We start from the raw sequence: 24766 nt of genomic DNA on the forward strand, positions 1-24766 counted from the left end.
GCAGAGGGGGGAGCAGCCGGAGGCTGCGTCGCCCTTCCGTCGGCCGCCCGCCGCATGCTGGTCGAGTAGCCGCTCAGCGGCGTATCGAGACCCGCGGTCGTCAGGAGGGCGGGTCTGCAGACTCCTGTTCTGACGCGGGGGTCCGGCGCGCGGGATCAGGGGGTCGGCGGGCGGGACGACACGGCCAGGCGGCGGACGGCGTCGCGAGGGGCGTGGGCGACGCGGGGCGACTCTGCGAGGAGGAGGGTCGCGCGGGTGGTGGCGTACTCGGGCCAGTCGGGGCCGGGGGCGCCGGTGGCGGCGAAGGCGGACCAGTGGCGGGTGAGGGTGTCGCGGAGGGACGTGGGGGCGGCGTCGCCGACCTCGGTGCGGGCGACGTCCGAGTCGTCGAGGTGACGGAAGAGGAACGGCAGCTCGAGGGAGTGGCCGGCCCGCCGCGCGCCGGCGGAGGCGGGCTGCTCCCAGGTGAAGAGGTAGGCACGGGTGGAGCCGGTGGCGCCGGCGCGGGCGTCGAGGAGGCGCTGGCTGGGCTGCCGGTAGATCGTCTCGGCGAGGCACGCCTCGAGCAGCTCGGCACCGGACACCTCGCGGCCGAGGTCGGCGCGCAGGGCGGCGGCGAACGCCTCCGTCCGGTGGCCGCGCGACGCGGGCCAGTGCGGCAGGAGCAGCGCCAGCTCGCGCTCGAGGAGCTCCGGCGATGGGTCCGGGCCGCCGGGATCGACGAAGCCGGAGCCCTCGTTCACGTTCGTGCCGACGATCAGATCCACCGTCGAGGACGCTCCGGCGGCGACCGCGTCCACGGGCGCCGCGGGCAGCACGCGGCCGTCGAGGCTCGGCCGGAAGGCGGGCGTCGGGTTCGGGTGGCCGGCCGAGCGCCGCTCGATCAGCCGCTGCTGGGCGGCGACCACCTCCTCCCAGGGCAGCGTGAGCAGCCGCGACGGGTCGTCCGCCAGGCCCACGAGCGAGAGCAGCTCGGCGGTGACACCCTCGCCGTACGCCCGAGTCCCGATCCGCTCCGGATTGCCGCTCTGCAGCACCGCCCGCCGGAACAGACCGGAGGCAGCGGGCGCGGCGAGCAGCGCCGACACCAGCACCGCGCCCGCGGACTGCCCGGCGAGGGTCACCCGCGACGGGTCCCCGCCGAACGCGGCGATGCCCGAGCGCACCCAGCGGAGCGCGGCGATGACATCCAGCAGGGCGAGGTTCGCGGAGTCGGCGTACTCCGCGCCGAGCAGGTGCTCGAGGGTCAGGAAGCCGAGGGCGCCGAGGCGGTGGTTGACGGAGACGACGATCATCCGGCCCGCGGCGGCGAGGCGCGCGCCGTCGGAGAGCGGCTCCGCGTTCGACCCGACGATGTGCAGGCCGCCGTGCACCCAGACGAAGACCGGCAGGTCGCGGGCGGCGGGATCCGGCGTCCAGATGTTCAGGTGCAGCGAGTCCCGCTCGGAGACGGGCGCGTCCGCGAACGGCTGCGGCGCGATCGGCCCGCGCGAGGTCGCCGGGCGCACACCCGCCCAGGGCTCCACCGCGACGCCGGGCCGGAAGCGCTCGGCCACGCGCAGGTACGGCACGCCGAGGAAGGCGTGCACCGCGCCGTCCGGCGTCTCGAGCACCCGGCCGCGCACGGCTCCGCCCGGAGTGACGACGACCGTCATGCCGGCTGGTGCAGCACGGGCCCGTGGCCGGGCGAGAGCGTGCTCTGCAGCACGAGGGAGGAGGCGCCGATCGCCGCGGCGTCGCGCGGGTTCGCGGACAGCTCGACGCTGATCGGGTGCGCGCGGCGGGCGAAGCGGCGGGCCTCCAGCCGGGAGCGCAGCGCCCGCGTGTAGATCGAGCCGGCGATCGCGACGCCGGGGCCGGTGAGGACGAGCGCGTCGAGGTCGAAGAGGTTGGCGAGGGTGACGGCGCCGTCGGCGAGGTGCCCGGCGGATCGCTGCAGCAGCGCCTCCGCGGCGGGGTGGCCGTTGATCGCGGCGAGGCTCAGCACGTCGAAGTCGCGGGCGTTCTGCTCCACCTCGAAGGTGAGGTCGAGGTCGGCGAACGAGTCGCGGTCCGCTCCCGCGTCCTCGACCACGACGGAGGGCGCCGCGTAGCGCTCGAGGCAGCCGATGTTGCCGCAGAAGCACTCCCGGCCGCCCGGGGCGATGGTGATGTGGCCGATCTCGGCGGCGTTGGAGCTCGCGCCGCGGAAGAGCGCGCCGTCGAGGACGATGCCGGCGCCGATCCCGGTGCCGATGTAGATGCTGCCGAAGGTCTCGTGCCGCGAGACGCCGCGGCTCCAGAACTCGCCGATGGCGGCGGCGGCCGCGTCGTTGTCGAGCAGGATCGGGATGCCGAAGCCGGCGCCGAGCTCCTCGCGCAGCGGGAAGTCGCGCCAGCCCTGCAGGGTGGGCGGGCCGAGGATCCGGCCGGCGGCTTGGTCGATCGGGCCGGGGGCGACGACCGCGACGCCGGCGATGGTGCGGCGGTCGAGGCCGGTGCCGCGGACGAACGCGGCGTAGCCGTCGACGATCCGCCGGGTGACCTCCTCCGGGGCCGCGAGCGCCGCCCCGCGGATCTGCTGGCGCGCGAGCACGCCGCCGCCGGCGTCGGTCGCCACGAAGGTGATCGACTCGAAGCCGAGCTGGACGCCGACGCCGATCCGCGCCCGGGTGTTGATCTCGAGCATCTGCCGCGGCTTGCCGCCGCTGGCCGTGGAGCCGGTCTCGCGGACGATGCCGTCGGTCAGCAGCTTGCGCACGATCAGCGAGATCGACGGCTGGGTGAGGCCGGTCGCCGAGGTGAGCTCGACGCGGCTGATCGGCCCGGAGGAGCGGATCAGGTCGACGACGAGGGCGCGGCTGCCCGGAGCCGCGGGGGTCGCCTCACGACGCGCCATGCCTGCTCCTCACCGCTCGACCGCCAGCGTACGGGACCGGGCGCCGCGGCCCGCGCCCGCGCCTACGCTGGTACCGCCCGTCCGAGAGAGAGCCGCCATGACCGATCCGAGACCGCCGCGGCCCCTCGGGCTCGCCCTCGTCCGCGCCACCGAGATCATGGGCGCCGAGCCGTACTTCCACGAGTTCATCGCGGGGGTGGAGCACGCGGTCCGCCCGGCCGGGCACTCGGTGCTGCTGAACGTGCTGCCCGACCGCGACGCGGAGATCGAGACCTACCGGCGCTGGGCCCGCGACGGCGAGGTCGACGGCGTCGTGCTCGTCGACCTCGAGGTGGACGACCCGCGTCCGGCGCTGGTGCGCGAGCTCGGGCTGCCCGCGGTGATCGTGGGTCCACCCTCCGCGGCGCGCGAGCTGCGCGCGGTCTGGACGAACGACGACGACGCGATGCGCGACGCGGTGCAGTTCCTCGCCGACCTCGGCCACGAGCGGATCGCGCACGTCGGCGGGCCGGAGGAGCTGCTGCACACGCGCATCCGGCGCGAGTGCTTCCTCCGCGAGTGCGCGGAGCGGGGCCTCGAGGCGGTCGAGCGCTCGGGCGACTACTCGCGCGAATCCGGCGGGCGGGCGCTGCGCTCGCTGGCGGAGGAGTCGCAGCCGGCGACCGCGGTGATCCTGGACAGCGACCTGATGGCGATCGGCGCGCTCGACGCGGCGCGGGAGCTCGGGCTCGACGTGCCGGGGGCGATGTCGCTGCTGGCCTGGGACGACTCCGCGCAGTGCCAGCTGAGCGAGCCGCCGCTCTCGGCGGTCTCGCACGACGTGCAGGTGATCGGCATGCTGACCGGCCAGGAGCTGCTGAGCGAGATCGCCGAGTCGGCGAGCGGATCGATCGCCAGCCCGCCGGTCGTGGTGGTGGCGCGCGGCACTACGAGCGCACCGGCGCAGCCCGGGTCCCACGGAGCCTGAGTCCCGGGAACGGTCGCGTCGACGCTGTTTCGCCATGCCCGATCTTTACATAAATTATTAATCTTTGTACTTGACGCGGGGCAGGAGCATCAGCGACTCTGGGCACGTCGCCGCGGTGATCGACTCCCGATCAGCTGCGGCGCCGAGACACGTCACCGGTCGAAGGAGCCTGGCTAACCCATGACACGTGCCCACCGCACCCCCTCCGCGTTCTCGCGGGTCCCTCTGCGCCGCTCCCTCGCTGGAGCCGCGCTGCTGGCCGTCACGGCCGGCTCGCTGGTCGTCCTCGCGCCGGCAGCGGCGCCGACGGCCTCGGCGGAGACGGCCGCCGCCGACTGGACGAGCGAGAACACCGCCTTCGTGCAGCGCGACGGCAGCGCCCTGACCCTCGACGGCGAGCGGTTCCGCGCCAGCGGCACCAACATCTACTGGCTCGGCCTCGACGAGAACGTGGGCGGCGTCGACTACCCCACCTACTTCCGGATCAAGGACGCCCTGGACACCGCCGCGCAGCTGGGCGTCACCGTCGTCCGCTCGCACATGATGACCTCGACCGGGCAGAACGACGAGGACCCGCTGGCCCTGATGCCGCGCCTCGGCGAGTACAACGAGGAGGCGTTCCGCACCATCGACTTCGCCGTCGCCTACGCGGGCACCCTCGGCATCCGCCTGGTGCTGCCCCTCACCGACGAGTGGGCGTACTACCACGGCGGTCACCGCGACTTCACGACCCCGCTCGGGCTGGAGTCGGACGACTTCTACTCCGACCCGGCCGCGATCGCCGCGTACCAGGACTACGTCGACGTGATCCTCGGCCACACCAACACGATCACCGGGACGCGCTTCGTCGACGACCCGACGATCATGGCCTGGGAGCTGGGCAACGAGCTCGAGGGGATGACCCTCGACTGGATCAACGCGCAGGTCGCCCACATCAAGGAGCAGGCGCCCGAGCAGCTCGTCGCCGCCGGCCGCCGCTTCGACATCGACCCGGACACCCTCGCGGCGCCCGACCTCGACATCGTCGACGTGCACTACTACCCGCCGACCGCCGAGCGGGTCTCGGCCGACGCCGCGACGGTCGCCGGCGCGGACAAGGTCTACATCGCCGGCGAGTACGCCTCGACGGCCGCGAGCGAGGACCTCCTCGGCGCGGCCGCGGCCGACCCGAACGTCTCGGGCACCTTCTTCTGGTCGCTGTTCGGCAACAACGACCGCGGCGGCTTCGTGCCGCACGACGACGGCTTCACCCTGCACTACCCGGGCGAGACCTCGCGCGAGCAGGAGAGCGTCGACGCGATCGAGCAGTACGGCACCGCCACGGGCAGCACGCCCGGCGAGCTCGAGCTCGGCGCCCCGCTGATCATCGCGATCGAGCAGGACTACGGGATCAACGAGGTCTCCTGGCGCGGCACCGCGGGAGCCACCGGCTACCTGGTGCAGCGCTCGACCGGCGGCGACTGGAGCGACGTGACGGACGGAGCCGTCTCGGCCTCGGCCTCGCCCGTCACGGATTACGACTCCCCGGCCGGCGTGCGCTACCGCGTCGTCCCGGTGGGCGACGACGACCAGCGCGGTCCCGCCTCCGACGCGGTCGCCGCCGCCGCCGGCGGTGCCGTGCTGGTCGACCCGCTGCAGAGCTGGCTGCTGACCGCCGGCCACGAGAACGCGGAGATCGCGCCGACCCCCGCGGGCGGCGTCGTCAGCGCGACCGGCGCCGCGAGCGTCACCTGGCAGCGCGACGGGATCGGCGCGGCGGAGTTCGTCGTCTCGGACCCGTCCGCGATCACCGTGGCGACGAGCAGCGACGGGCAGACCTGGACCGACGCCGCCACCACGACCACCGAGCGCGACGGCGCGAGCGTCGTCGCCGCGACCGGCCTCTCCGGCGACCGGGTGCGGGTGAGCTGGAGCACCGGCGTGCTGCAGCGGGCGACGATCACGAGCGCCGCCGCCCAGGTCGCGCTCGTCGACCCGCTGGACGACTTCTCCCGGACGGCGGCCCACACCGGCAGCCTCTCGTTCGACACCGGCAATCCCGCGCTCTTCGGCGGCGACGCCTCCCGGGTCAAGCGCGACAGCGCCGACCCGGCGAGCCTCGAGTACGCCTTCGACGACATCAGCGGCGCCGACATCACCGCCTGGTACTGGCCCGACCAGCCGGTCGTGCCGCTCGCGGTCGAGGGATCGGCGGACGGCACGACCTGGACGCCGCTCGCCGTCGAGACGCGCGGCGGCACCGGGAACTGGCGCGAGTACACCTACTCGGTCCGCGACCTGACCGGCGTGAACCGGCTCCGGATCTCCTGGCCGCAGGGCGCGGGCGAGGTGTGGACGCCGCAGATCGGCGCAGTCAGCCTGTACTCGCCGAACGCCGCGCCGTTCGGCCTGCCCGCGGCTCCCGCGCTCGGGGCGCCCGCCGAGGGCACGGCGGACGTCACCGCCACGCCGACCTTCTCGTGGGAGCCGGCCGCGGACGCCGCGTACTACCGCTTCGTCCTCTCCAGCTCGAGTGACCTCGCGGATCCGCTGGTCTCGACGACCGGGCTCTCGGCCACGAGCTACCGGCCCCCGGTCGAGCTCGACCCGGAGACGCGGTACTACTGGCAGGTCTCCGCGGTGAACGGGCTCGGCGCCACGGCGTCGGCGACGCGCACCTTCAGCACGGCGGCGCTGCCGACCGAGCCGGTCGTGGTCGAGGACTTCGACGGCTACGCCGACGACGCCGCGCTGCAGGCCGCCTACGTCCGGAACACCGGCGGCGGTTCCATCACGCCGACGCTGGTGCCGAGCCCCGCGAACGACACGAGCGCCGCTCGCTTCGACTACGACACCGGCACGGCCGGTTACGCCGGCACGGTGCGGACCTTCGACGCCGCGCAGAACTGGTGGGGCTACTCCGGCCTGTCGCTCACGGTCGACGCCGACCGGGCGGTGCCGCTCGCGGTGCAGTTCGTCGCGAACGGCGCGTACTGGGAGGCGACGGTCACCCCGTCCGCCGACGGCGTGCAGCGGATCGAGATCCCGTTCGAGGACTTCGCGCCGCCCGCCTGGGCGCCGCCGGCCGACCTCGACCTCACCTCGGTCACGCAGTACGCGCTGTACGTGAACGGCTCGGGCGCGGGCTCGCTGGTGCTCGACGACGTCGAGACCGTCGTGGCGGAGACGACCATGCCGACGCCGACGCCCACTCCGACCGCTCCGCCCACCGCGACGCCGACGCCGACCGCGACGCCGACGGCCACCCCCACCGCGACGCCGACCGCGACGCCCACCGCGACTCCCACGGCCACGCCCACCACCCCGCCCACCGCGACCCCGTCGCCCACTCCGACCCCCGCGCCGTCCGTGCCCTCGTGGCTGGAGTCGCTGGTGAAGAAGTACCTGCCGAGCCTCTGGCAGTGGTGGCTCGGCCGCCACTAGCCGCGAGCCGCAGCCGGCACCACCCCCGCACCACCCCTCCGTTCCCACCACCACCTCCCGTCGCCGAAGGCGGCGACGGCCCACCGAGGAGAACTCCTGTGCACCGACCCACCACCCGCCGCCCGGCGCCCGCCCGCCGCAGCACGCTGATCGGCCTCGCCGCCGTCGCCGCATCGGCCTCGCTCGTGCTGTCCGGCTGCTCCGCCGGCGCGAGCAACGACTCCGGCGAGCCCGCCGGCGAGATCACCGTGCTGACCAACCGCACCGACCTGGTCGACACCACGTTCGCCGACTACGCCTCGGCCTTCGAGAAGCAGTACCCCGGCACCACCGTGAAGTTCGAGGCGCTCACCGACTACGAGGGCGACACCAAGATCCGCCTGAACTCGAAGGACTACGGCGACGTGCTGCTCATCCCGAGCTCCAACGTCACGAAGGACGACTACGCGAACTACTTCGAGCCGCTCGGCTCGACCGACGAGCTCTCTGAGAAGTACCGCTTCACGAACGAGGGCTCGTTCGACGGCACCGCCTACGGCATCTCGACCTTCGGCTCCGCGATGGGCTACGTCTTCAACCGCGACGTCTGGGCGGCGGCCGGCGTCACCACTCCGCCCACCACCGAGGAGGAGTACCTGGCCGACCTCGAGGCGATCAAGGCGACCGGCGTCACTCCCTATTACACGAACTACAAGGACGGCTGGCCGCTCGCGACCATCGAGGGCAACCTCGGCACGGTGCAGGGCGAGGACGTCCGCACCGAGATGATCGCCGACGACGCGCCCTGGACCGAGGGTAACGACCAGTACAACATCGACGGTCTGCTCTACGACACGGTCGCCGCCGGCCTCAGCGAGGACGACCCGACCACCACGAACTGGGAGGAGTCGAAGGACCTCCTCGCCCAGGGCGAGATCGGCTCGATGGTCCTCGGCTCCTGGGCCGTCTCGCAGATGCAGGACGCCGCCGAGAAGGCCGGCAAGCCCCGCGACACCATCGGCTTCTGGCCGATGCCGTGGACCCAGGACGGTGCGTTCACCTCGGTGACCGCCTCGGACAAGTTCCTCGCGATCAACAAGAACTCCGACAACAAGGCGACCGCCCGGGCCTGGATCGACTGGTTCACCGAGGACTCCGGCTTCGCCGCCAGCCAGGGCGCAATCAGCCCGGTGATCTCGGACCCGGCGCCCGACACCCTCGCCGACTTCGACGCGCTCGGCGTGACCTACCTCGAGCTCGCCCCCGACCCGGTCGGCAAGGAGGCCGTCATCAACGACATCGCCAACGAGGCCGAGATCGACCTCTTCGGCAACTCCTACCGCCAGAAGCTGATCGACGCGGCCCGCGGCGCCGGCGACGGCGACAAGCAGTCGCTCTTCGACGACCTCAACTCGCGCTGGGCCGCGGCCCGCGCGGACGTCGCGGAGTAGCAGCCGCGCCTTCCGCCCCGGGGGCGACCCGCCACTCGCGGGTCGCCCCTCCCCACCCCCTCACGACCGCATTCCCCGGGATGCCGAAAGGATCGACATGGCGATCACCGACGCTCCGCCCCTCGAGGTCGGAGCGAGCAAGCGGGCCGGCGGCGGCCGTCGCGGCGACAGGCCCTCCGGCCGCCGCCAGCGGCTGACCGGGCGCCGCAGCACGCCCTGGCTGTTCCTCGCCGTGCCTCTGGCGTTCCTCGTCGTCCTGACCTACATCCCGGTCGCGAACATGTTCTGGTACAGCGTCACCGACTGGGACGGCCTCGACCCGGACAAGACGTTCGTCGGCCTCGAGAACTACGTCGAGATCTTCACCCGGCCCGAGATCTTCCAGGTCTTCTTCGTCAGCCTCTTCTACCTGGCCGGCGCGGTCGCGCAGCTCGGGCTCGCGCTGTTCTTCGCGACGCTGCTCAGCTTCCAGACCCGGTTCCGCAACTTCTTCAAGGGCGTCATCTTCTTCCCGTACCTGATCAACGGGGTCGCGATCGGGCTGATGTTCCTCTACTTCTTCCGGCCAGACGGCACCCTCGACGCCGTGCTCGGCGCCTTCGGCGTGCAGGACACCCCGCAGTGGCTCGGCGACCCGTCGGTCGTCAACGTCTCGCTGGCCGCGACCTCGGTCTGGCGCTACATGGGGCTGAACTTCGTGCTGTTCCTCGGCGCGATCCAGTCGGTGCCGGAGGAGCAGTACGAGGCCGCGGACATCGACGGCGCGACGTCGTTCGACAAGTTCCGCTTCATCATCGTGCCCAGCATCCGCCGGATCCTCGGGCTGTCCTTCATCCTCGCGATCGCGGGCGCCCTGTCGGCGTTCGAGATGCCGTACATCATGACCGGCGGCGCCAACGGGTCGGAGACCTTCGTGATCCAGACCGTCGACACCGCGTTCCGCTACTCGAAGGTCGGCCTCGCCTCGGCGATGGCCGTCGTCCTGCTGGCGATCGTGCTGATCATCACCGCGGTGCAGCGCCGCGTGTTCCCCGACGAGAAGGCGGGCCAGGAATGACCACCACGCAGCCCCGCACGGAGGCCGTCACCGGCCTGCCGGTGACCCCCGCCGCGCGAGGCTCCCGCCGGCCCCGGCGCGGCTCGATGCTCGGCGCGATCGGCAAGTACGCGTCGCTGATCGTCGCCTGCCTGTTCGCGCTGGTGCCGATCGTCACGATCTTCATGCTCGCCTTCAAGACGTCGACGGAGTACCGCAGCACCGGTCCGCTCGTCCCGCCGAGCAACTGGTTCAACTTCGAGAACTTCGCGATCGCCTTCAGCCAGGGCGGGATGGTGACCGGGTTCCTCAACACCGGCATCATCCTGCTGGTGTCGGTGGCGGGCACGATCCTGATCGGCACCATGGCCGCCTACGCGATCGACCGCTTCCGCTTCCGCGGGCGCCGGCTCGTCACGGGGCTGTTCCTGCTCGCGACCCTGGTGCCGTCGGTGACGACCCAGGTGGCGACCTTCCAGGTGATCAACGCCCTCGACCTCTTCAACACCCGCTGGTCGGCGATCCTGCTCTTCACCGGCACCGACATCGTCGCGATCTACATCTTCCTGCAGTTCATGCAGTCGATCCCGGTCTCGCTCGACGAGGCGGCGATGCTCGACGGCGCCAGCCGCTTCACCGTCTACTGGCGGATCGTGCTGCCGCTGCTGAAGCCGGCGATCGCCACGGTCGTGATCATCAAGGGGATCGCGGTCTACAACGAGTTCTACATCCCCTTCCTCTACATGCCCTCGCAGGATCTCGGGGTCATCTCGACCTCGCTCTTCCGCTTCATGGGCCCCTTCGGAGCACAGTGGGAGGTCATCGCCGCCGGGACGATCCTCGTCATCGTCCCGACGCTCATCGCCTTCCTCTTCCTCCAGCGCTTCATCTACAACGGACTGACCTCAGGAGCCACCAAGTGACCCACACCAGCACCGAGCGCCTCTCGGCCACCCTCCGCCCCCTGCACGACGGCTGGAGCGTGCGCGCCCTCCGCGGCCCGATCCCCGCGGAGATCGCGGGCGCGACGGTCCCGGCGACCGTCCCCGGACTCGTGCACACCGACCTCCTCGCCGCCGGCCTGATCCCGGACCCGTACCTCGACCAGAACGAGAAGAAGGTCACCTGGATCGGCGAGACCGACTGGGAGTACGCGTCCGTCTTCGCCTGGTCGCCGGACGGGCACGACCGGCACGAGCTGGTCTTCGAGGGCCTGGACACGGTCGCGACGATCACGCTGAACGGGACCGTCGTCGCGAGCACCCGGAACCAGCACCGCACGTACCGCTTCGCCGTCGACGGGCTGCTGGTGGAGGGCGACAACGCGCTCGTCGTCCGCTTCGCCTCGCCGATCGCGGAGGCCGACCGGGCCAGCCTCGAGATCGGCTACCGCCCGCACACCTACTCGCACCCCTTCAACGCGCTGCGGAAGGCCGCCTGCAACTTCGGCTGGGACTGGGGGCTCGACGCGGCCTCGGTCGGGATGTGGAAGCCGGTCTCGCTGCACGCCTGGAGCGAGGCGCGGCTCGCCGCGGTCCGGCCGGTCGTGACGGTCGACGGGACGACCGGCCGCGTCGCCGTGCACGTCGACCTGGAGCGGACGACGGAGGACGAGGTGGAGCTGACGGCGAGCGTCGACGGCGTGACCGCCTCCGTCACCGTGCCGGCCGGCGAGCGCTCGGCGGTGCTCGAGCTCGCGGTGGCGGACGCGGCGCTGTGGTGGCCGCGCGGCTTCGGCGAGCAGCCGCTCTCGCTGCTCGACGTCGAGGCGCGCGTCGGCGGCGCGGTCGTCGACGGCCGGACGCTGCGGATCGGCTTCCGCACGATCGAGGTGCAGCTGGACCGCGACGAGGAGGGCACCTCGTTCCGCTTCGTCGTCAACGGCGAGCCGGTCTGGATCCGCGGCGCCAACTGGATCCCCGACGACGCCTTCATCACCCGCGTCGACCGCGCCCGCCTCGCCCGCCGGATGGACCAGGCCGAGTTCGCGAACATGAACCTGCTGCGGATCTGGGGCGGCGGCTACTTCGAGTCCGACGACTTCTACGAGCTCTGCGACGAGCGCGGGATCCTCGTCTGGCAGGACTTCCTCTTCGCCTGCGCCTCCTACGCCGAGGAGGAGCCGCTCTGGAGCGAGGTCGAGGCGGAGGTGCGCGACAACGTGACGCGGATCATGCCGCACCCGAGCCTCGCGCTCTGGAACGGCAACAACGAGAACATCTGGGGCTACGAGGAGTGGGGCTGGGAGAAGCGCCTCCAGGGCCGCACCTGGGGCCTGGGCTACTACCTCGACCTGCTGCCGCGCCTGGTCGCCGAGCTCGACCCCGAGCGCTCCTACACGCCGGGCAGCCCCTGGTCCGGCGACACCGCGATCTTCGCGAACGACGTCGACCACGGCTCCGTGCACCTCTGGGAGCTGTGGAACCGGGTCGACTACCCCGCCTACCGCGACGTGCACGCCCGCTTCGTCGCCGAGTTCGGCTGGCAGGGCCCGGCCTCCTGGTCGACCATCGAGCGCTCGATCTCGGACTCGCCGCTGACCCCCGAGTCGCCCGGGATGATCCACCACCAGAAGGCGACCGACGGCAACGACAAGCTGACCGACGGACTCGTCGCGCACCTCCCGCTGCCCGACGACACCGAGGACTGGCACTGGGCGATGTCGCTCAACCAGGCGCTGGCCGTCACGCTGGCGATCGAGCACCAGCGCTCCGAGAGCCCGCGCTGCATGGGCTCGGTGGTCTGGCAGCTGAACGACTGCTGGCCGGTCACCTCCTGGGCCGCGGTCGACGGCGACGGGACGGCGAAGCCGCTGCTCTACGCGCTCAAGCACGTCTACGCGGACCGGCTGCTGACCGTGCAGCCGCGCGGCGCGGGGCTCGCGGTCGTCGCGGTGAACGACAGTGCTCAGGAGTGGGCGGGCGAGCTGGTCGTGCGCCGGGTGCGCTTCGACGGGACGGTGCTCGCGGAGGAGCGGCAGGGGGTGTCGCTGGACGCACGGTCCGTCGTCACCGTGCCGGTCGGAGTGGGTGCCGCGGACGACGCGGCGGGTGAGCTGCTCGTCGCGGAGTTCGCGGGGGAGCGCGCGTTCTGGTTCTTCGCCGAGTACCGCGACTCCGCGCTCGAGGCGGCGCGGCTGACGACCTCGGTGCGCGCCGTCGACGGCGGGTCGGAGGTGACGGTCACCGCGGAGAACCTCGTGCGCGACCTGACGCTGCTCGTCGACAAGGTCGACCCGGCCGCGGTCGTCGACGACCAGCTGGTCACGCTGCTGCCCGGGGAGTCGGTGACGTTCCGGGTGAGCGGGGCCGGGCTCGATCCTGCCGCGCTCGTCTCGCCGAGCGTGCTGCGCACCGCCAACCAGCTCGTCGCCGACTGGGGCTGACGAGCCGCTCTCCGCGGCGACTCTCCGCGGCGCTCTCCGCGGCGATCGACGGAGCCGACCGGGACCGGCGCACGCCTCCCGGTCGGCTCCTCCGCGCTGATCGCGACGCGCGTCGGCCACGACCCGCGCCGTCCAGAAGAACCTTCCGGAGGAAGAGATGACCCCGCAGCTCGCGATCGCCGTCGACGTCGGCGGCACCAAGATCGAGGCGGCGCTCGTGCGCGCCGACGGAGTGCTCGTGCCGGGCTCGCGCAGCCGGCGGCCGACCGGGCCGGCGCTGACCCCGGCGGAGTTCGGCGCGGCAGTGGAGGGGTGCGTCGTGGAGGCGCTCGCCGCTGCGGGTGCCGGCTCGGTCGTCGGCGCGGGGATCGGCTCCGCCGGCCCGCTCGACCTCGCCGAGGGGCGCATCCGGCCGAAGAACCTGCCGCTGCTGCACGGGTTCGCCCTGCGCGCGGTGGTCGAGCGGCTGCTGCCCGGTCGGCCGGTCGCCCTGCGGCTCGACGGCACCTGCATCGCGCTCGCCGAGCACTGGGTGGGCGCGAACCGCGGCGCGGCGTCCTCGGTGGCCCTGGTCGTCTCGACGGGGGTCGGCGGCGGGATCGTGCTCGACGGCCGCGCGGTCGCGGGCCGCTCCGGGAACGCCGGGCACATCGGGCAGATCCACGTCGGCGACGCGGACCCGGAGGAGGGGAGCGACGGCACGCTGGAGAGCATCGCCTCCGGACCGAGCAGCGTCGCCTGGGCGCGGCGCCGCGGCTTCGCGGGGACGACCGGCGAGGAGCTGGCGCGGGCGGCCGCGGCCGGCGACCCGGTGGCGCTCGCGGCGGTGGCGCGCTCGGCCGCGGCCGTCGGCACGGCGATCGCCGACGTGGCGACGCTGCTCGACGTCCATGACTTCGCCGTCGGCGGCGGCTTCTCGGCGGTCACGGCGTCGTACCTCGACCTCGTGCGCGAGGCGGCGTGCGAGCGCGCGGTCTTCGACTACGCCCGCGGGCTGTCGATCCGCGCCTCAGGCCTCGGCGGCGCCGGCCCGCTGATCGGCGCGGCGGCTCTCGTGCACCTGCCGGGCCTGCTCGGCGGCTCCGCTGAGCGGGCGGGTCTCGACGGGTCGGCGTCAGGCGGGCGCGGGGGTCTCGATACGCCCGCCTCCGGCGGCCTACTCGACCAGCATGCAGGGCCCCCCTCCGGCGCGCTGCGCGACCAGCATGCAGGGCCCGCCTCCGGCGCGCTGCGCGACCAGCATGCAGGGCCCGCCTCCGGCGCGCTCCATGCTGATCGAGTAGCCGGCGCAGCCGGCGTATCGAGATCCACCCCCGCAGAGACGGCTGCCGCCGAGCACCCGCTCCATGCCGCCGATGAGCGCCCACTCCATGCTGATCGAGCAGCCGGCCCAGCCGGCGTCTCGAGATCCACCCGCACGCACTCCCGGCCCGGCTCCCGGTGACCGCCGCACCGGCGATCGACGCCGAGCACCCGCTCCGCTCGGCCCTCCGCCCCTCGCGTGGCCGCCTGGTCGTCGCCGCGCTCGCATTCGCGGTCAAGGACAGCCCGCTCTGGATCCTCCCGCTCGTGACCGCGGCCGTCGTCGACGCCCTCGTCGCCGGCGACCCGCCCGAGGCGCTCCTCGCTCCCGCCGCCGCGGGCGCAGCGACGATCGCCGTCAACATCACCGCGAACGGCGTCTTCGTGCGGCTGTTCTCCTCCTCCGTGCGCTCGATGGGCGCCCGGCTGCGCGAGGCGCTGGCGGTGCGGCTGCAGCTGCTGTCGTTCGGCTACCACTCCCGCGGCAGCGCGTCGGTGGTCCAGACCAAGATCGTGCGCGACGTGGAGAACCTGGAGCTGATGCTGCAGCAGGCGTTCGGCCCGCTGCTCAACGCGCTGGTGATCCTCGTCGGCGCCGGCGTCGCGACGGCGGTGCGGGTGCCCCAGTTCCTGCCCGTGCTGGCGCTGACCCTGCCGCTCGCCGCCGGGCTGATCCTCTGGCTGCGCTCGCGCACCGCCGCGAGCAACGAGACCTTCCGCCTCGACGTCGAGACCATGTCCTCGGCCGTCGGCGAGATGTCCTCGCTCCAGGAGGTCACCCGTGCGCACGGACTGGAGCAGGTCTCCGTGCGGCGGGTCGTCGAGGCCGCGCACCGGGTCGAGCGGGCGGGCACCCGGCTCGACCGGCTGAACGGGCGCTTCGGCGCGCTGTCCTGGAGCAGCTACCAGGTGATCACCCTGGGCTCGCTCTTCGCCGCGGCGTGGGCGAGCGCGACCGGCGCCCTCCCGATCACCGTCGGCGAGGTGGTGCTGCTCAGCTCGTACTTCGCCCTGCTGACCGGGGCGATCACCGGCGCCTTCCAGACCGCGCCCCTGATCACCCGCGGCCTCGCCTCGCAGCGCTCGATCGCCGGCGTGCTCACCGACCCGGACGTGGAGTGGAACGAGGGCCGCGCCGTCGTCGACGCGCTGGAGGGGAGCCTCGCCTTCGAGGACGTCTCCTTCTCCTACGGCGAGCGGCCGGTGCTGTCGGACGTGAGCCTGCGCGTCGCCGCGGGCGAGACGGTGGCGCTCGTCGGCGCCTCCGGCTCGGGGAAGTCGACGCTGACCCGGCTCGCGCTGGGCTTCCTGCGCCCCTCGGCGGGCCGGGTCCTGCTCGACGGCCTCGACATCGCGACCCTCGACATGCGCACGGTCCGGCGCTTCGTCTCGGTGGTGCCGCAGGAGTCGGTGCTGTTCCGCGGGAGCATCCGCGACAACATCCTCTACGGCGCCGCGGAGCCCGCCCCCGGGGAGTCGGGCGACGACCGGCTCGAGGCGGCGCTGCGGGCGGCGAACGCCGGCTTCGTCCTGGAGCTCCCGGACGGCTGGGACACGACCGTCGGCGAGCGCGGCGCGCAGCTCTCCGGCGGCCAGCGCCAGCGGCTCGCCATCGCCCGCGCGCTGATCCGCGACCCGCGGCTGCTGATCCTCGACGAGGCGACCGCTGCCCTCGACCCGCGCGCCGAGGCCGAGGTGCGCGGCGCCCTCGAGCGGCTGCGCACCGGCCGGACGACCCTGATCGTCGCGCACCGCCTGAGCACCGTCCGCTCGGCCGACCGCATCGTCGTCCTCGACGCCGGCCGCGTCCTCGAGCAGGGCACCCACGAGGAGCTGCTGGCCGCCGGCGGCCGCTACGCCCGCATGACGGCGGCGTCCTGACGGCCCGCGCCCCTGCTGATCGAGCAGCCGCGGAGCTGCCGCCGACCTGCTGACCGCGCAGCCCGCGCGGCGGGGCCCCTCATGCTGATCGAGCAGCACGCGGAGCGGGGCCCTCATGCTGATCGAGTAGCCCGCGAAGCGGGCGTATCGAGATCCACGGGCGTCAGGACCAGCGCCTGCAAACCCACCTGCTGACGGGGGTGGGTCTCGATACGCCGGCCTCCGGCCGGCCACTCGACCAGCATGAACGCCCCCGACCGGTCGGCCCGCGCCGCGGTCCCTGGCGACCGCGGAGCACCGGCCGCTCAGTTCAGGATCTCGCCGCGCGGGTCGTCGCGGAGCTCGGCGAGGCGCGTGCGCCACGCCCGCAGCGCCTCCGGAGTCAGCCGCGTCCAGTCGTGCACCTCGCGGACGACGCGGAGCGGCTCGACGCTGCGGTACGAGCGCGTGGGGTTCCCCGGGAACTTCTTGTCCGTGACGTTCGGGTCGTCCTCGAACGGCCCGGTCGGCTCCACCTCGTAGACGCGCGGCTCCGCCTCGCCGGGCGCGAGCTCCGCCGCGAGCCCCGCGCCGTCCGGCAGTGCCGTGAAGTACACGTGGTTCATCACGACCTCGGGCCGGTAGTTGGACCGCCGCCCCGCCACCAGCAGGTCGCCGACTCGCAGATCCGCCTTCGTCCCGTGGAAGAACGGCCCCGTCTCGTCCGCCGCGCTCATGCGCGAGACCCTACTCCCGGTCCCGGTCCCGGTCCCGGTCCCGGTCCCGGTCCCGCACGAGCGATCCGTCACGAACGGCTCCCTCACTGCGCGGGAGGCAGCCGTTCCTGACGGATCGATGCGCCCGCAGGGTCAGGGGAGCGTCAGCTCGCCCTGGTTGAGGACGCGGGGGTGGAAGTACGCGCTCTGGATGGCGGCGTTCGTGTTGCTGCCGCGCAGCTGCTCCGACCAGATCATGAAGTACGACCAGCGCGTCTGGCTCTGCAGCAGCGACGCGTCCGGCACCTTCCCCATCTCGGCGATCGCGATCGGCTTCGAGCCGGCGATCGACTGCAGCTGCTGGTAGTCGCCGGAGCTCGGGAAGCCCTTGTACCAGACGTCCAGCGACACGACGTCGACGTAGTTCGCGCCCGGGTAGTAGCCCGCCCAGCCGCCCGCGGGGTTGTCCTGCACGTTCCAGACCCAGATCAGGTTGGTCAGGCCCTGCGAGTCGAAGTAGTCGCGCATCTGCTGGTAGATCTTCGCGCCGCCGTTCGCGCCGGAGCGGCCGCCCCACCAGTTCCAGGTCTCGTTCATCTCGTGGAACGGCCGGAACAGCACGGGCACGCCCGCGTCCTTCAGCTGCCGGAGGTACGGCACGACCTCGCTCATCCGCTGCTTCCAGGTCGTGTTGAGCGCCGTGCCGCCGGTGACGATCTGCTGGAACTGCGCGTCCGTGATGCGGCTCTTCACGCCGCCGTCGAACGCGCAGGTGCTCGGCCCGGTCGGCGGGCACGCGTGCCAGGCGAGGGTGACCAGCGAGCCGTTGGCCCACTCCGTCTTCGCCTGGTCGACGACGCGCTGGCGGTTCGCGGCGTCGGCGGCGGTGAAGAACAGGTCGCCGCCCCACAGGCCCGGGTACTGCCCGGTGATGTCCTTCACCTGCTGCGTGTACTGCGCGGGGGAGCTCGCCGGCTCCTTGTTGTGCTGGCCGGAGACGATGCTCGTCCCGGTGATCGACTGCAGGTACTGCAGGACGGCGGCCTTCGACTTCGCCGGGAACGCCTGCGCCGCGTCCGGCGACGGCGTGACCAGCGGTGCGAGCAGCGCGGCCCCGAGCGCGGCGGCCAGGAGGGTGCGGCGCAGCGGGCTGCGGCGGGCGCGGGATGCGCGGGACGCGCGGGTGGTGACTCCTCGTCGAGTCATGGTGGTCCTCTCCGCGGGCCCTCGTCGGTGAGCGCCCGCAGGGTCACCCTGAGCCCTCCGCGCGGCCTCGTCAACCCTTACATCGATTACTAATGATATCCGCGCGATCCACTGCGCAGGAGTTGTCGTAACGGGCGGTCGAGTACGACAACTTGTGGAGGTGGGACGTCGGCGCCGGATCCGCACGTCCGCCCGCACCCCGCCGACGGCCCCCGCGCAGGCGCCGCTCGGTACTGTGGAACGGTTCCCCGCACCACCCGCCCCCGCCCGAAGGAGCCCCCATGCCCACCACTGTGAGCGGCGTCATCGCCCGGTCGAAGGGGGCTCCCGTCGAGCTCGTCGACATCGTCGTCCCCGATCCCGGACCCGGCGAGGCCGTCGTCGACATCGAGACCTGCGGTGTCTGCCACACCGACTATCACTACCGCGAGGGCGGGATCAGCGACGACTTCCCGTTCCTGCTCGGCCACGAGGCCGCGGGGCGTGTCAGCGCGATCGGCGAGGGCGTCACCCACGTCGCGGTCGGCGACTTCGTCGTGCTCAACTGGCGGGCCGTCTGCGGCGAGTGCCGCGCCTGCGTCCGCGCGGAGCCCTGGTACTGCTTCAACACCTTCAACGCGACCCAGAAGATGACGCTCACGGACGGCACCGAGCTCAGCCCGGCGCTGGGCATCGGCGCCTTCGCCGAGAAGACGCTCGTGCACGCCAAGCAGTGCACGAAGGTCGACCCGGCCGCCGACCCCGCCGCCGTCGGCCTGCTCGGCTGCGGCATCATGGCGGGCCTCGGCGCCGCGATGAACACCGGCAACGTCACCCGCGGTGACTCCGTGGCCGTCATCGGCTGCGGCGGAGTCGGCACCGCGGCGGTCGTCGGCGCGAAGCTGGCCGGCGCGAGCACGATCATCGCGATCGACCGCGACGCGAAGAAGCTCGTCAAGGCCGAGGAGCTCGGCGCCACCCACGCGATCGACTCGAGCGGACTCGACGAGGCCGGCGTGGTCGCCGCCGTGCAGGCGCTGACCGACGGCTTCGGCGCCGACGTCGTGATCGACGCGGTCGGCCGCCCCGAGACCTGGCGCCAGGCGTTCTACGCCCGCGACCTGGCCGGCACCGTCGTGCTCGTCGGTGTGCCGACGCCCGAGATGACCCTCGAGATCCCGCTGCTCGACGTCTTCGGCCGCGGCGGCTCGCTGAAGTCGAGCTGGTACGGCGACTGCCTGCCCGAGCGCGACTTCCCGATGCTCACCGACCTGTATCTGCAGGGCCGCCTGCCGCTCGACGAGTTCGTCACCGAGCGGATCGGCATCCGCGACATCGAGCAGGCCTTCACCACGATGGCCGGCGGCGACGTGCTCCGCTCGGTGGTGGTGCTCTGATGGCCGCCCGCATCGACCACCTCGTCACCAGCGGCACCTTCGCCCTCGACGGCGGCACCTGGGACGTGGACAACAACGTCTGGATCGTCGGCGACGACTCCGAGTGCGTCGTCATCGACGCGGCGCACGACGCGGAGGCGATCCTCGCGGCCGTCGGCGACCGCACGCTGCGCGCGGTGCTGCTCACGCACGCGCACACCGACCACATCGACGCGGTCGCCGCGCTGGTGGAGTCCGTCGACGTGCCGGTGCTGCTGCACCAGGGCGACCGCGTGCTCTGGGACGCGTACTACCCCGACTCCGCGCCGAGCGGCGTGCTCGAGGACGGCCAGGTGATCAGCGTCGGCGGCACCGAGCTGGAGGTGCGGCACACGCCCGGGCACACGCCCGGCGCCGTCTGCTTCGTCGCGGCCGAATTAGGCACCGTCTTCACCGGCGACACGCTCTTCCAGGGCGGACCGGGCGCGACCGGCCGCTCCTACAGCTCCTTCCCGACGATCATCGACTCGATCACCGACCGCCTGCTGACCCTGCCGGGCGACACTGTCGTCCGCACCGGGCACGGCCCGACGACCACCATCGGCACGGAGAAGCCCGACCGCGAGGCGTGGATCGCCCGCGGTCACTGACGCGGCGCTCGCGCCCTCATGCTGATCGAGCAGCCCGCGGAGCGGGGCCCCGCATGCTGATCGAGTAGCCAGCGGAGCGGGCGTATCGAGATCCACCCTCCGAACGGCGTGGGTCTCGATACGCCGCGTTCCGCGGCTACTCGACCAGCATGTCTGCGCGCGGTCGCGCTTTCTCCTGCCGATGGAGCAGCCCGCTGAGCGGGTCCCTCTCATGCTGATCGAGTGGCCCGCGGAGCGGGCGTATCGAGATCCGCCAGCGTCAGCAGGTGAGTCTGCAGACCGGCTCTGCTGACGACGGTGGGTCTCGATACGCCCCTGCAGGGCTACTCGACCAGCAAGGGGGACGCCACCAAGCGGCGGGCCAGGGGGAGCGACGCGCTCAGCGGCGCACGCGGCGGCGCAGCACGACGCCGAGCGCGGCGAAGGCGGCGGCCATGACGAGGCCGCCGATCAGGAACGGGGTGCTTCCGCTCGCCAGGCCCCAGGCGGCGAGGGCCGCCCAGAGCGAGGCGAGGACGAAGGCGGTCGGGGGAGTCATCGTCGTCCTCATCCCCCGATCCAACTCCCTCCGTCCCGGATCCGCGACGTCCGGCGCCATCGATCCGTCACGAACGGCGGTGTCCGCGCGAGTCGGGCGACCGTTCGTGACGGATGGGCGCGGCGCGGCGGCGGGTCAGCCGACGGTGACCGGGGCGGCCGACGGGCGGCGCCCCTCCTTCATCCAGACGAAGAAGCCGAGCAGGGTGAAGGCGCCGTAGAAGACGTACATCAGCCCGGAGGCGTAGTAGCCGGCCGAGAAGAGCAGCGGGACGCCGACGATGTCGACGGCGACCCAGATCAGCCAGAACTCGACCCAGCCCTTGGCCATGCCGTAGGTGGCGAGCAGCGAGCCGACGAAGATCCAGGCGTCGCTCCAGACCGGCTCGTAGGAGCCGAGCGCGCGGAAGACCGGGGTGAGGATCGCGGTGCCGCCGACCATGCCGAGCACCAGCAGCCCGCGGGTGCGCCAGGAGGCCCAGCGCGGCGAGATCAGCGTCGTCGCGTCGCTGGGGCGGTGCGTCCAGCGGTACCAGCCGTAGATGCTCACGATGATGAACATGATCTGGCGGCCGGCCTGGCCGAGCAGGTTCACCGGGTTCGGAGTGTCGAACAGTGCGCCCATGAAGACGGTGAAGAGCAGCGCGTTGCCGAAGATGCCGACGGGCCAGGCCCAGACCTTGCGCCGCATGCCGCCGAGGGCGCTCAGCAGGCCGAAGACGTTGCCGATGACCTCGCGCCAGAGCACCGTCTGGTCGCCGATCACGATCTGCGCGTCGAACAGCCAGTCCACGATCTGCACGGGGAGCCTCCATCGGGCGTGTCGGAGCCCACCCGTGCAACCTCCGGCGGGGCGCTGTCATTCCGCGTGGCGCCGATTCGACGGTCACCGGTCCGCTGTGCGGGGTCCCGTCCGTTGTGCAGGTGATCCGGCACGGGGCGCGCGTACCGAGTGGGCTTCCGCGTGTTCTGCGCGCGATCACCTGCAGATCGGACCGGGTCCCGCCCGCCGTGCGCGCTGTGGTCCGTTGTGCAGGTGATCTCGTACCGGGAGCGCCTGCCGGGTGGACGTCAGCGCGTTGTGGGCGCGTTCGCCTGCAGATCGGACCCAGGGGCTGCTCGTCGGGTGGGTGGCGGTCCGTTGTGCAGGCGATCCGGCACGGCGAACGCGTGCCGAGTGGGCTTCAGCTCGTTCTGGGCGCGATCACCTGCAGATCGGACCCGGTCCCGCCCGCCGTGCGCGCTGGGGTCCGTTGTGCAGGTGATCTTGCACCGGGAGCGGCTGCCGGGTGGGCGTCAGCGCGTCGTTGGCAGGATCGCCTGCAGATCGGACGCGGGTCGGCAGGACCTCCGGGCTACGCGGCGACGAGCGAGTGCGCCGCGAGCAGCGCGACCGAGCGCAGGCGGGCGGGCGTCGCGAGCGAGGCGTGGGCGACGATGACCTCGTCGGCCTCCGCCGAGCGCGCGAACTCGGCCACGTAGTCCGCGACCTGCTCGCCGGTGCCGACGCCGGTGTAGTGGGTCATGCTCGCGACGTGCGCGCCGACCGGGGCGGTCAGCAGGTGGTCGAGCTCCTCCTCGGAGAACTGCTGGTCGACGGGGATCTGGCCGCTCTGGCGCAGCAGCATCATCAGGCGCGCGCGCTTCATCTGCGCGAACTGCTCCTGCGCGTCCTCCTCGCTGTCGGCGGCGATGGCGTTCACTCCGGCGATCACGTAGGGGGCGTCGAGCTGCTCCGAGGGGCGGAAGCCGCGGCGGTATTCGGCGACGGCCTGGTGCAGCGCATCCGGTGCGAAGTGCGAGGCGAAGGCGTACGGCAGGCCGAGGGCGGCGGCCAGCTGGGCGCCGAAGAGCGACGAGCCGAGGATGTAGAGGGGGACGCGGGTGCCGGCGCCGGGCGTCGCGCTGACGCCGGGGATGCGGGACTCGTCGGCGAGGAAGCCCTGCAGCTCGAGGACGTCCTGCGGGAAGCGCTCGGAGGAGTCGTGCTCGCGGCGCAGGGCGCGGAAGGTGGCCTGGTCGCTGCCGGGGGCGCGGCCGAGGCCGAGGTCGATGCGGCCCGGGTGCAGCGTCTCGAGGGTGCCGAACTGCTCCGCGATGGTCAGCGGGGAGTGGTTGGGCAGCATGACGCCGCCGGAGCCGAGGCGGATGGTCGAGGTCTGCGAGGCGACGTGGGCGATCAGCACCGAGGTGGCGCTCGACGCGATCGAGGCCATGTTGTGGTGCTCGGCGTACCAGACCCGCCGGTACCCGCTCCGCTCGGCCTGCTGCGCCAGAGCGACGGAGGCGGCGAAGCTGTCGCGCGCGGTCTCTCCGGGTGCGATGGGGGCGAGGTCGAGGATCGAGAGGGGAACGGTCATGAGAGAGCCAACGCGGGTGGCGGCCTCCGTGTTCCCGCGGCGGCGGTATCGGGCGGTCGGTTGCCCGGGGAGTCGCGTCCGGCTCGTGGATCCGGCTCGGGCTCGCGGAATCCGCCGGTTCCGGCGTGCCGGGGGTGGTTCCGCGTGCCGGGGGTGGGGCTCGGGCGCTCGGGGCGACCTCCGGCTCGCGGAACGAGCTCGGGCTCGCAGGATCAGCCTGTTCTGACGTGCCGAAGGTGCATTCGCGTGCCGGACGTGCCGGAGTGGCCGTCGAGTCGACTTTCGGCTCGTGGTTTCGGCTCGGGCTCGCCGGATCTGTGGTTTCGGGCGTGCCGGGGGTGATTTCGCGTGCCGGAGGTGGTGGGGCGGGCTGCCGCGGTGACCTTCGGCACGCGGAATGAGCTCGGGCTCGCGGGATCAGCCGGTTCCGGCGTGCCCGAAGTGGGTTCGCGTGCCGGGGTGCGGGGTGCGGCCGGTGAGGTGATTCTCGGCTCGTAGTCCCGGCTCGGGCTCGCGGGTTGAGACGGTTCCGGCGTGCCGGAGGTGGTTCCGCGTGCCGGAGGTGGTTTCGCGTGCCGGAGGCGGACGACGGGCGGAACCGCCGCCGCCCCATCCGCCCGGTCAGCCCTCGATCGGCAGCAGGATGCCCTTCACCGTCTCGTCGGTGGCGAGGAACTCCTGCACGGCCGGGTCCTGGAAGGCGGCGACGAGCTTCTCGATGTTGGCGGTGTCCTTGTACTTCGAGCCGATGGTGAGCTGGCCGGCGAAGTCGTCGGGGGCCTGGGGCGCGAAGATCTGCTTCTCGATCGGGATGTCGGCGGCGAGGTAGTACTCGGTGTAGCCGACGGCCGCGTCGAGGTCGGGCAGGGCGCGGGACTGGGCGGCGAAGTCGAGCAGGGTGAACTTCAGGTTCTTCGGGTTCGAGGCGATGTCGTCCTGGGTCGCGGTGCCGGGCTCCGTGCCCTTTTTCAGCGTGATCAGGCCGGCCGACTGCAGCAGCCAGAGGCCCTGGGCCTCGTTCGCCGGGTCGGAGTAGAGCGAGATCGTGCCGCCGTCGGGGATCTCGGAGACGTCGCCGTGCTTGTCGCTCCAGAGTCCGAAGCCCCAGCGGAAGACGGGCGTGGCCGCCTCCTCCTCGAAGTCGGGGTTGGCCTCGAGGACCTGGCCGAGCCAGAGCTTGTGCTGGTAGACCGTCGCGGCGACCTCGCCCTCGCTCACGGCGCGGTTGATCGTGTTGCTGTCCGAGAGGCCCTTGAAGGCGACCGTGATGCCGTAGCGCGGCGCCACCTCCTCCGCCACGAAGTTCACGAGCGCCTGCTCCGAGGCGTTGCCCTCGGCGGTCGCGACGTAGAGGGTCGCGCCCTCCTGCTCGTTCGCCGAGACGGCGGGCGAGAGCAGCGGCACGGCGACGACCGCTCCGACGCCGACGACGACGACGGCGGCTCCGGCGATCCAGGGCCAGCGGCGCTTCTTCTTCAGCTCGAAGCCGAGGTCCTCGGGGCCGGACTTCTCGGGGCCGGACTTCGCAGGGCCGTACTTCTCGGAGCGGGGGTTCTCAGGGCCGTGGTTCTCAGTGGACATGGCAGTGCCTTTCGAGCGGTCGCGGCCGGACGGCGGCGCGCGGGAGGGACGCCCGGGCGGAGGGCCCGGGGCGGGATCAG

Annotated in this window: 18 protein-coding genes; 10 read left to right on the forward strand and 8 right to left on the reverse strand. The window is 72.7% G+C overall.

The window, feature by feature from the left end; genetic code table 11:
* Positions 1-155: 155 nt before the first annotated feature.
* Positions 156-1655 (reverse strand): carboxylesterase family protein, encoded by a 1500-nt coding sequence (locus EDF17_RS14440; protein WP_123447310.1) that lies wholly within the window; start codon positions 1653-1655, stop codon positions 156-158.
* On the reverse strand, positions 1652-2878 hold the full coding sequence (locus EDF17_RS14445) for an ROK family transcriptional regulator (protein ID WP_123447311.1): 1227 nt from the start codon (positions 2876-2878) through the stop codon (positions 1652-1654). Before EDF17_RS14445 ends, EDF17_RS14440 begins: the two co-directional genes overlap by 4 nt.
* 97 nt (positions 2879-2975) lie before the next feature.
* On the opposite strand from EDF17_RS14445, the gene EDF17_RS14450 reads away from it, so the two are divergent.
* The 8 genes from EDF17_RS14450 to EDF17_RS14485 all read left to right on the forward strand — a co-directional run bounded on the left by EDF17_RS14450 (position 2976) and on the right by EDF17_RS14485 (position 16302).
* Entirely contained in the window at positions 2976-3845 is an 870-nt protein-coding gene (locus EDF17_RS14450; protein WP_123447312.1) for a substrate-binding domain-containing protein, read from the forward strand.
* A 180-nt stretch (positions 3846-4025) separates the two neighbouring features.
* Positions 4026-7268 carry a carbohydrate binding domain-containing protein gene (locus EDF17_RS14455; RefSeq protein WP_123447313.1) on the forward strand — a complete coding sequence of 1081 codons (3243 nt, stop codon included), beginning with the start codon at positions 4026-4028 and terminating at the stop codon, positions 7266-7268.
* A 98-nt stretch (positions 7269-7366) separates the two neighbouring features.
* Positions 7367-8698, forward strand: coding sequence for an ABC transporter substrate-binding protein (locus EDF17_RS14460; RefSeq protein WP_123447314.1), 1332 nt, complete (start codon positions 7367-7369; stop codon positions 8696-8698).
* A gap of 97 nt (positions 8699-8795) precedes the next feature.
* A complete protein-coding gene (locus EDF17_RS14465; protein WP_123447315.1) occupies positions 8796-9755 on the forward strand; it encodes a sugar ABC transporter permease in 960 nt (319 codons plus the stop codon).
* 86 nt (positions 9756-9841) lie between these two features.
* Entirely contained in the window at positions 9842-10657 is an 816-nt protein-coding gene (locus EDF17_RS14470) for a carbohydrate ABC transporter permease (RefSeq protein ID WP_208110628.1), read from the forward strand.
* Positions 10654-13119 (forward strand): glycoside hydrolase family 2 protein, encoded by a 2466-nt coding sequence (locus EDF17_RS14475; RefSeq protein WP_123447317.1) that lies wholly within the window; start codon positions 10654-10656, stop codon positions 13117-13119. Before EDF17_RS14470 ends, EDF17_RS14475 begins: the two co-directional genes overlap by 4 nt.
* A 157-nt stretch (positions 13120-13276) precedes the next feature.
* Positions 13277-14563 (forward strand): ROK family protein, encoded by a 1287-nt coding sequence (locus EDF17_RS14480; RefSeq protein ID WP_185019997.1) that lies wholly within the window; start codon positions 13277-13279, stop codon positions 14561-14563.
* Positions 14560-16302 (forward strand): ABC transporter ATP-binding protein, encoded by a 1743-nt coding sequence (locus EDF17_RS14485; RefSeq protein ID WP_123447318.1) that lies wholly within the window; start codon positions 14560-14562, stop codon positions 16300-16302. The genes EDF17_RS14480 and EDF17_RS14485 overlap by 4 nt, the downstream gene beginning before the upstream one ends.
* 305 nt (positions 16303-16607) lie before the next feature.
* Here the strand turns inward: EDF17_RS14485 and arr are convergent, their stop codons facing one another.
* Both arr and EDF17_RS14495 read right to left on the reverse strand, forming a co-directional pair.
* Positions 16608-17018, reverse strand: coding sequence for an NAD(+)--rifampin ADP-ribosyltransferase (gene arr / locus EDF17_RS14490; RefSeq protein ID WP_123447319.1), 411 nt, complete (start codon positions 17016-17018; stop codon positions 16608-16610).
* A gap of 132 nt (positions 17019-17150) precedes the next feature.
* The gene (locus EDF17_RS14495; RefSeq protein ID WP_123447320.1) at positions 17151-18203 is read right to left on the reverse strand and encodes a glycosyl hydrolase; all 1053 of its coding nucleotides are present in this window, start codon (positions 18201-18203) and stop codon (positions 17151-17153) included.
* A gap of 281 nt (positions 18204-18484) precedes the next feature.
* On the opposite strand from EDF17_RS14495, the gene EDF17_RS14500 reads away from it, so the two are divergent.
* Positions 18485-19579: an S-(hydroxymethyl)mycothiol dehydrogenase gene (locus EDF17_RS14500; RefSeq protein ID WP_123447321.1), complete on the forward strand. Its 1095-nt coding sequence runs from the start codon at positions 18485-18487 to the stop codon at positions 19577-19579.
* Complete coding sequence (locus EDF17_RS14505) at positions 19579-20208, forward strand: MBL fold metallo-hydrolase (RefSeq protein WP_123447322.1); 630 nt, start codon at positions 19579-19581, stop codon at positions 20206-20208. The genes EDF17_RS14500 and EDF17_RS14505 overlap by 1 nt, the downstream gene beginning before the upstream one ends.
* A 379-nt stretch (positions 20209-20587) precedes the next feature.
* Here the strand turns inward: EDF17_RS14505 and EDF17_RS19945 are convergent, their stop codons facing one another.
* The 4 genes from EDF17_RS19945 to EDF17_RS14520 form a co-directional block, all read right to left on the reverse strand.
* Entirely contained in the window at positions 20588-20746 is a 159-nt protein-coding gene (locus EDF17_RS19945) for a hypothetical protein (RefSeq protein WP_166649694.1), read from the reverse strand.
* A 135-nt stretch (positions 20747-20881) separates the two neighbouring features.
* Complete coding sequence (pnuC, locus tag EDF17_RS14510; protein WP_123447323.1) at positions 20882-21547, reverse strand: nicotinamide riboside transporter PnuC; 666 nt, start codon at positions 21545-21547, stop codon at positions 20882-20884.
* Between the two features lie 553 nt (positions 21548-22100).
* Complete coding sequence (locus EDF17_RS14515) at positions 22101-23105, reverse strand: LLM class flavin-dependent oxidoreductase (RefSeq protein ID WP_123447324.1); 1005 nt, start codon at positions 23103-23105, stop codon at positions 22101-22103.
* Positions 23106-23726: 621 nt separating this feature from the next.
* A complete protein-coding gene (locus EDF17_RS14520; protein ID WP_123447325.1) occupies positions 23727-24686 on the reverse strand; it encodes a MetQ/NlpA family ABC transporter substrate-binding protein in 960 nt (319 codons plus the stop codon).
* Positions 24687-24766: the final 80 nt, after the last annotated feature.

The organism is Rathayibacter sp. PhB1 (assembly GCF_004362935.1).
In the GTDB taxonomy this organism is placed as follows: Bacteria; Actinomycetota; Actinomycetes; order Actinomycetales; family Microbacteriaceae; genus Rathayibacter; species Rathayibacter festucae.